The sequence below is a fragment of the Streptomyces coerulescens genome (genome assembly GCF_042657965.1).
Taxonomy (GTDB): domain Bacteria; phylum Actinomycetota; class Actinomycetes; order Streptomycetales; family Streptomycetaceae; genus Streptomyces; species Streptomyces coerulescens.
Genome location: NZ_JBHSKM010000055.1, coordinates 1 through 1008 on the forward strand (window position 1 = coordinate 1; position 1008 = coordinate 1008).

Below are 1008 nucleotides of genomic sequence, written 5' to 3' on the forward strand. Positions count from 1 at the left end.
GGTCGCGCCAGGAGATGGTGTTCTCGCCGGTGAGGCGGCGGGCCATCAGGTCGGTCATGGCGAGGTGGATCATGGCTTCGGAACGGTGGGGATGGGTTTCGTAGTCGCGGGCCAGACGGCGGTGCAGCATCAGCCAGCCGTAGGTCCGCTCCACCGCCCACCGTTTCGGGATCGGGGTGAATCCCCTGGTTCCGGGGGTGCGTTGGACGATTTCCAGGTCGATGCCGAGGGTGGCGGCGTGCTCGACGAAGTGCTTGCGGTAACCGCCGTCGACCCAGACCTTGCGCAGGGTGGGGTGGTCGATGGCGGCCTGCTCCAGGAGAGTTCGGCCGGCGGTGGAGTCCTGGACGGCGGCCGCGGTGACCAGCACCGCCAGCAGCAGGCCGAGGGTGTCGGTGATGATGCTGCGCTTGCGGCCCACGATCTTCTTGCCCGCGTCGATGCCCTGCGTCCTGGCGGGGACGGAGGTGGAGGTCTTGACGCTCTGGGCGTCGATCACGCAGGCCGAAGGGTGTCGGTGCTTGCCTTCCTGCTGGCGTACCAACTCCCGTAACAGGCCGTTGAGCTGGGTGAAGATGCCGTCGGTCTGCCATTTGGCGAAGTAGCCGTAGACCGTCTGGTGGGGCGGGAAGTCGTGCGGGAGGTAGGCCCACTGGCAGCCGGTGCGGTCCACGTAGAGGATCGCGTTCATGATCTCTCGCAGGTCGTGCCGGGGCGGCCGGCCGAAGTCGAGGGCCCGACCGCGGCGCTCGAAGCGCCAGGCGGACAGCACCGGTTCGATCAACTCCCAGCGGGCATCGGACAGATCACTCGGATACGCACGACGGTCGGTCATGACCTGGGCATACCGCCGTTTGGGGGCGTGCGCCCAGGCGTGTGTTCTGGCTCGCGGGAGCACGGCACAGATCCGGGCGTCCTGGAATGAGACAGGCGTGAGTCGGCTCTCACCCCAGAGGCCACACCATCCGCCTCGTCAACCACGATCCGCACTGCAGACTCACCAGCATC

Annotated in this window: 1 protein-coding gene; it reads right to left on the reverse strand. The window is 67.5% G+C overall.

The window, feature by feature from the left end:
• On the reverse strand, nt 1-835 hold an 835-nt coding region (locus tag ACFPQ9_RS44545), incomplete at its 3' end, for an IS5 family transposase (protein WP_380866196.1).
• Nucleotides 836-1008: the final 173 nt, after the last annotated feature.